The organism is Paenibacillus sp. MAHUQ-63 (genome assembly GCF_028765165.1).
Lineage (GTDB): Bacteria > Bacillota > Bacilli > Paenibacillales > NBRC-103111 > Paenibacillus_E.
Genome location: NZ_JARADB010000005.1, coordinates 343,062 through 350,600, shown reverse-complemented (window position 1 = coordinate 350,600; position 7,539 = coordinate 343,062). Strand labels below are relative to the sequence as shown.

Annotated in this window: 5 protein-coding genes and 1 rRNA gene; all 6 read right to left on the bottom strand. The window is 47.7% G+C overall.

Features of this window, described 5'->3' with window-relative positions; all coding sequences use genetic code 11:
• Window positions 1–110, bottom strand: a 16S ribosomal RNA gene (locus PUT07_RS27560); the annotation flags it as partial.
• A gap of 358 nt (window positions 111–468) precedes the next feature.
• A complete protein-coding gene (locus tag PUT07_RS27555) occupies window positions 469–1,551 on the bottom strand; it encodes an HD-GYP domain-containing protein (protein WP_274471990.1) in 1,083 nt (360 codons plus the stop codon).
• 86 nt (window positions 1,552–1,637) lie between these two features.
• Window positions 1,638–4,130: a DNA gyrase subunit A gene (gene gyrA / locus PUT07_RS27550; RefSeq protein ID WP_274471989.1), complete on the bottom strand. Its 2,493-nt coding sequence runs from the start codon at window positions 4,128–4,130 to the stop codon at window positions 1,638–1,640.
• A gap of 46 nt (window positions 4,131–4,176) precedes the next feature.
• Window positions 4,177–6,093 (bottom strand): DNA topoisomerase (ATP-hydrolyzing) subunit B, encoded by a 1,917-nt coding sequence (gyrB, locus tag PUT07_RS27545; RefSeq protein WP_274471987.1) that lies wholly within the window; start codon window positions 6,091–6,093, stop codon window positions 4,177–4,179.
• Between the two features lie 66 nt (window positions 6,094–6,159).
• On the bottom strand, window positions 6,160–6,408 hold the full coding sequence (gene remB, locus PUT07_RS27540) for an extracellular matrix regulator RemB (protein WP_274471985.1): 249 nt from the start codon (window positions 6,406–6,408) through the stop codon (window positions 6,160–6,162).
• A 5-nt stretch (window positions 6,409–6,413) separates the two neighbouring features.
• Entirely contained in the window at window positions 6,414–7,532 is a 1,119-nt protein-coding gene (gene recF / locus PUT07_RS27535; RefSeq protein ID WP_274471984.1) for a DNA replication/repair protein RecF, read from the bottom strand.
• Window positions 7,533–7,539 lie beyond the last annotated feature (7 nt).

Below are 7,539 nucleotides of genomic sequence, written 5' to 3'. Positions count from 1 at the left end.
TACGTGTTACTCACCCGTCCGCCGCTAAGCACCGAAGTGCTCCGCTCGACTTGCATGTATTAGGCACGCCGCCAGCGTTCGTCCTGAGCCAGGATCAAACTCTCCATAATAGTTGAACGATTGCTCGCTCATTTATTGAAAGCTGAATAGCTCAATTGACTTGCTAGCGAGATTATTAATCTCATGTTTGAACGATTGCTCGTTCTGTTTACTCACTCGTTGTTCAGTTTTCAAAGATCAATGTCTTCCTTATTAATCCATCGCCTTCAAAAGCGACTTGATCAATATACCACATCGGCCTACCCGATTGCAAGAACTTTTTTTAATTTCTTTCGTTCTTGTGTTCGGCCGCCGAAGCGACAAGGAGTAATATATCAAATCTAGAAACAGAATGCAAGCATAAATTCATTTTTTCTCGAAAAAAGAAAAAGCCCCTTCACAGGGGCATTCCATACCAACACACACTTTTTACACATGGCCAATAACATCTTCTATAAACAAGCTTCTTTCTGTTGCCAGGTTGACGATCGTTCCGTTCACATTCACCCATGGCCTCGTTGGATACGAGCGGTCCGAGAAGACAATTTCTCCTACACGGTTGTCACTAAGCTTCACAAGAGTACCGTTGCTGATTTGCGTTGATTTATGAATAAAGACTTGCACTAGGGTAGGATCCACTTTCCCAAATGACTCTGTGAACAATTGCTCTAATACCAGATAAGGGGACATCGCGGTTTTGTGAAAGCGTTCATTCGTCATTGCGTTATAAATATCAGCGATCGCCACAATCTTGGCGTAGATATGAATCTTGTCCCCTTTGACACCTAGCGGGTACCCGGAACCGTCTTCCCGTTCGTGATGCTGCACGGCCGTTAGCTTCACACCTTCGTTGATGCCTGAAATATTTTTGAGAATTTGATATCCCGCCAGCGTGTGCTGTTTAATCTCATCCATCTCTTCTTGAGAGAGACGCCCTTTCTTCTCCAGGATAGCGGGGTCCGTCTTAGCTACGCCAATATCATGCAGCAGACCGGCCAGAGCAATCTGCATCAAATCTTTCTGCGGCATGCCATGCCATCTTGCTAACGAATAGGCGGTTAAGCTGACCATAATACTTTTGTGATAAATATAGTCTTGCAAATTGCGGTTCTTGGGGGTGAAAGTGAGCACCTTATATGTCTCGATATGCTGAATAAGCGCCTCGAGCCCATTCCGAAGATCCATGATGGGCAGCGGTTGCCCGCCATTCGCCAACAGAAATACGCGCTTGAGCAGCTTTAGCATATTCTGATACTCGATATAAAAAGGAGGTACCGATGCTGCCGATGCCGTCACCGCCTCTTTTACCTTCGTTTCTTCTGCTGCAGCTTCCGGCTCCGCACCGTTCTTGGATTCGATATAAACCGATGGTATGAGGAAGGCCTTCAAAATTTCAATATCTCGCTCGTTAATGACCCTTCCTTTATGAAAAAGAACGTTCCCTAGCTTCGTGATGACTGGATCTCCCAGCTTCTCACCGTATTTCAATTGAGAGACGGCTATAGTTGGCACACTACTCACTCACCTTACGTTTATCATATAGTTCCTATTGTAAAATAAAAGGGATGGGTTTGTAAGCCCCATCCCTGTCATTTATTTTATTCGGTATCGGTCGATTCCGTACTTTCCGTTTCGTCGTCGCCGTCTTCCTCATTATCCGCCTGCTCTTCGTTCTTCTGAACGCGGGCCAGCGTGCCAACTTCGTCGTCTTCCCGGATATTGATGAGGCGCACCCCTTGCGTATTCCGGCCCATAACGGAAATGCCAGCCATACTTGTACGAATGACAGTTCCCGATGCCGTAATAATCATGAGATCCTCATCTTCCTGAACGATTTTCAGGCCGACAACCGGACCGTTCTTCTCGGTGACGTTCAAGGTTTTGATCCCTTTACCGCCGCGGGATTGAATACGGTATTCCGACACAGGCGTTCTCTTGCCGAAGCCCTTGGACGTTACGATCAAGACGCTGTTATCTTCGTGCACGACATCCATATCGATGACAGCATCGTCCTCATCCAACTGAATCCCTTTGACTCCTGTAGCCGATCTTCCCATCGAACGCACGTCTTGTTCCGGGAAATGAATGGACATACCGAGTTTGGTCCCCATTATGATGCCTTGGTTGCCGTCCGTCAGTTTGACGCCGATAAGATCGTCATCATCGCGCAAGTTGATGGCGATCAAGCCGCCCTTGCGAATGTTCGAGTAATCGTCGATCGGCGTTTTCTTCACAACCCCTTGCTTCGTTGCGAAGAACAAGTATTGATCGGTCTCGAAGCTCTCAACCGGGATCACGGCATTGACCGTCTCGCCTTGCTCGATCTGGATCAAGTTAATGATCGGCGTACCGCGCGCAGTTCGGCTCAAATCCGGAATCTCGTAAGCTTTCAACCGGTATACTTTTCCTTTGTTCGTAAAGAACATCAAATAGTGATGCGTGTTAGTCACGAACAAATGTTCCACGAAGTCGTCGTCTTTCGTATCCATACCGACAATACCGCGGCCTCCGCGCTTCTGGTTCTTGTAAGTCGTAACCGGAAGACGCTTGATGTAGCCCGTATGGGTAATCGTAATGACGACATCCTCGCGAGGGATGAGATCTTCGTCCTCGATGCTTTCTTCACCGACGGTGATCTCGGAACGGCGATCGTCGCCGAACTTCTCTTTGATTTCATTGAGCTCTTCGCTAATGATCGCTAGAATCAGCTGCTCATCGGCAAGAATCGCTTTCAGTTCAGCGATTTTCTTCATCAGCTCGGCATACTCGGCTTCGATTTTCTCCCGCTCTAAACCGGTCAGGCGCTGCAAGCGCATATCCAGAATCGCTTGAGCCTGATCGAAGCTCAAATTAAATGTATTCATGAGGCCGTCTCTGGCCTCTTCCGTCGTCCGGGAGGCTCGGATCAAAGCGATGACCTGATCCAGGTGGTCAAGCGCGATGCGCAAACCTTCCAAGATGTGCGCGCGCGCTTCCGCCTTGCGCAAATCGTATTCCGTTCTGCGGCGGATAACTTCCTGCTGGTGCTTCAGGTAGTACTGAAGCATATCGCGAAGATTCAAAACCTTCGGTTGGCCGTTGACGAGCGCCAGCATAATGATCCCGAAGTTCGACTGCATAGCCGTCTGTTTGAACAAGTTGTTCAATACGACATTCGGGTTCACGTCGCGGCGAAGCTCGATTACGACACGCATCCCGTTACGGTCGGACTCATCGCGAAGATCCGTGATACCATCGATCTTCTTCTCACGCACAAGCTCGGCGATCTTCTCAACCAATCTTGCTTTATTCACTTGATAAGGCAGCTCGCTTACGATGATCTTAGCCTTATTGTTGTTCTCTTCAATGGTCGTTCTTGCCCGCATCGTCACAGAGCCTCTGCCTGTGGTGTAGGCTTGTCTGATCCCTTCGCGGCCCAGAATGAAACCGGCCGTCGGGAAATCCGGACCCTTGATGGCCGACATCAAATCCATCGGCGTAACGTCCGGATTCTCGATCAGCATCTGGATACCGTCAATGACTTCCCGAAGATTATGAGGAGGAATGTTCGTCGCCATCCCTACCGCAATACCCGAGCTGCCGTTGACCAGCAAGTTCGGGAAGCGCGATGGAAGCACGACTGGCTCTTGCTCTTCCCCGTCATAGTTCGGTGCGTAATCGATAGTTTCTTTGTTAATATCGCGAAGGAGCTCCATCGCAATCTTGGATAGACGGGCCTCCGTATAACGCATGGCAGCCGCCATATCGCCGTCAATCGAACCGAAGTTACCATGACCGTCAACAAGCATATAGCGCAGGGAGAAATCTTGGGCCATCCGCACCATCGTCTCATACACGGCGGAATCGCCGTGCGGATGGTATTTACCGATAACTTCACCGACGATTCTCGCTGATTTCTTATACGGTTTATCTGGAGACATGCCCAGCTCGGACATCGCATACAGGATACGACGATGAACGGGCTTCAGTCCGTCTCTAACATCTGGCAAAGCACGACTGACAATGATACTCATCGCATAGTCTAAGAAGGATGTACGCATTTCGGTAGAAATGTCAATTTCTCTGACTTGCGAATGTAATTCTTCGCTCATGAATGTTCCTCCTGAAAGCTTACATCGTTAACAACGTTTGAATCGTTTAGATATCAAGATTTTTCACGTAAATTGCGTGTTCTTCGATGAAATCTCTTCTAGGTTCTACGTTATCGCCCATCAAAGAGTCAAAGAGCGTATCCGCTTCAATCGCATCTTCGATCGTCACCTGCAGCAGTGTCCGGCTCTCCGGATCCATCGTCGTTTCCCATAGCTGTTCCGGATTCATCTCGCCCAGTCCTTTGTAACGTTGAACGTTCACTTTGGCGCCTTCGCCGAATTCTTGCATGATGATTTCTCTTTGCTTCTCGTTGTAAGCATAACGAACGGTTTTATTTCTCTCCAATTTGAACAGAGGAGGTTGTGCAATATACACAAAGCCGGATTCAATCAGCTTTTTCATGTATCTGTAGAAGAACGTAAGCAGAAGCGTACGAATATGCGCTCCGTCGACATCGGCATCCGTCATAATAATAATTTTGTGATAACGCGCTTTGTTGATATCGAAATCATCGCTGATTCCGGTACCGAAGGCTGTAATCATCGCGCGGATTTCCGTATTCGACAAAATCCGGTCCAATCTGGCTTTCTCAACGTTCAAAATTTTACCGCGCAGCGGCAAAATCGCTTGGAAATGGCGATCGCGCCCTTGTTTGGCCGATCCGCCCGCAGAGTCACCCTCTACGATGTAGATCTCGCTGATGGACGCATCCTTAGACGAGCAATCCGCCAGTTTACCCGGCAGGGCGCTCACTTCCAGCGCACTCTTACGACGAGTAAGCTCTCTGGCTTTGCGCGCGGCTTCTCTGGCTCTGGCCGCCTGAATGCCTTTTTCAAGGATTTTCTTCGCAGTAGCAGGATTCTCTTCCATGAATTCTTGCAGCTTCTCGGCGAAGAGCGATTCCACAATTCCGCGGACTTCGCTGTTGCCAAGCTTCGTTTTGGTCTGCCCTTCGAATTGCGGCTCTGGAATTTTCACGGAAATAATCGCAGCCAAACCTTCGCGCACATCGTCGCCCGACAAGTTCGAGTCGCTTTCTTTCAGTGAATTCGTTTTACGGGCATATTCGTTCAGAATCCGCGTTAAGGCGCTCTTGAAGCCGGACTCGTGCGTCCCGCCCTCATGCGTATTGATATTGTTCGCGAAGGAGTAAATATTTTCCGTATAGCTGTCGTTGTATTGAAGTGCAATCTCGATGGAGATATTATCTTTGCTGCCTTCGACGTAGATCGGCGTCTCGTTGACAACTTCGCGGTTGCGGTTCAAATGCTGCACGAACGAAATAATACCGCCCTCGTACATATGGGTTGTCGCCATATCCGTACGCTCGTCAATGAGATTGATTTCGATGCCTTTATTCAGGAATGCGAGCTCGCGAATCCGGGATTGCAGGATATCGTAGTCGTATTCTGTCGTTTCTTTGAAAATTTCCGGATCCGGCTGGAACGTGACCGTCGTGCCCGTTTCTTCCGTCTCCCCAACCACTTTCACATCATATTGCGGTGTTCCGCGGCGGTATTCTTGTTGATGAATTTGGCCTTTATTCTTTACTCTCACAGTCAAGTGCTCAGACAACGCATTAACTACGGAAATACCTACACCGTGCAGACCCCCGGATACTTTGTAACCGGAATCCTCGCCACCGAATTTACCGCCCGCATGCAATACGGTGAGTACGACTTCAAGCGTCGGACGTTTGAGCTTCGCATTTTCCCCGACCGGAATCCCGCGTCCGTTATCAATGACGGTAATACTATTATTTTTATGAACAATTACATCGATTTTCGTACAGAACCCGGCTAACGCCTCGTCAATACTGTTATCGACAACTTCCCAAACGAGATGGTGAAGTCCACGGGCACTGGTTGAACCAATATACATACCCGGTCTTTTGCGAACGGCTTCTAACCCTTCCAGAACCTGAATCTGACTGTCATCGTACGCATTTTGATTCACAGACATGTTAATCTCCACCTGCTTTTTTATAGTGAGATAAACCTCTTATACTCTCTTATGTGAACAAAAAAGTTAGTTCGTTAACAAAAGATGCGCTCTTTTTTTGAGCGTCGTAGAGGAAATCGGGGAATAATACACTTTACTCTTCGTAACAACGAGTGATTTGCATTCTTCATCGCCGATTTTTTCTGTTTTTTTATCCTTTATAGCTTGTTGAATGAATTGTTTCGATATTTTTGAAGATTTCTCTATCGAGATATCGAAAATAGCAATCAGTTCGGAAGCTCTTATAATTTTCTCTCCACCCAAATGTATAAACATGCTCCTCAGCTCCTGCCACTTACATTTCCTTTCAAAACATGAAACACGGAAGCATGGTTCAGTTGGTCCAAATGGACACTCTCGAGACCCGTTGTTGTTATGAACGTCTGGACCTTCTCCTGGAACGTGCGGATCAACTGCGTCTGCCTATATTCATCAAGCTCTGAAAGCACATCATCAAGCAATAAAAGGGGATATTCGCCGACTTCCTCCTGGATGAGTTCAATCTCAGCCAGCTTGAGGGATAGCGCTGTGGTCCGCTGCTGCCCTTGAGAACCGTAGGTTTGCACTTCTTTGTCGTTAATGTAAAAAAGAAGATCGTCACGATGAGGACCCACTAACGTAACGCCTCTTCGGAATTCCTGCTCTCTAACCAATGATAACTTTATCATAAATTGGTTTAATAAAACAGATTCATCTTCAAACGACTCCATGTCAAAAGAAGGGGAGTACCGGATGAGAAGCTCTTCGCTGTCATTCGTAATTCCTCGATGAATGGTTTCCGCCCATTGTTGCAGCTTCTTAATAAAGTTTTGACGCTTTTTCATAATTTTAACACCATACTGTGCTAATTGTTCGTTCCAGATGTCCAACATGGCGTCCGGTGTGCTTTTACCAGGGTAATTTTGCTTTAAATAATTGTTCCGCTGCTGCAAAATTTTCTGGTATTGCGATAAATCGTAGAGATAGGAGGGCTGGACCTGGCCGATCTCCATGTCGAGGAACCGGCGCCTAACGCCGGGTGTCCCTTTCACGATCTCCAGATCCTCGGGAGCGAACATGACGACGTTGAGCGCACCGATAAAATTGCTTAGCTTCTTTTGCTCGAGGCCGTTGATTTTCGCTTTTTTGCCTTTGGGGGAAATCGAGAGATCCAATTGGCAAGTGCCGTAACGCTTTTGAATTTGGGCGTGCAGCTGCGTAGTCTCGCCGTTCCATCCGATCAACTCTTTGTCCTGGTGAGTCCGGTGTGACTTGGTCATGGCCAAAACATAGATCGATTCCAGCAGATTCGTCTTGCCTTGAGCATTAGGTCCGACGAATATATTCACATTGCGATCGGTGGTCAGCTCGATCTGTTCGTAATTCCGGTAAGATTTGAGCGCAAGTCTATTAAGAAACATAGGTGGT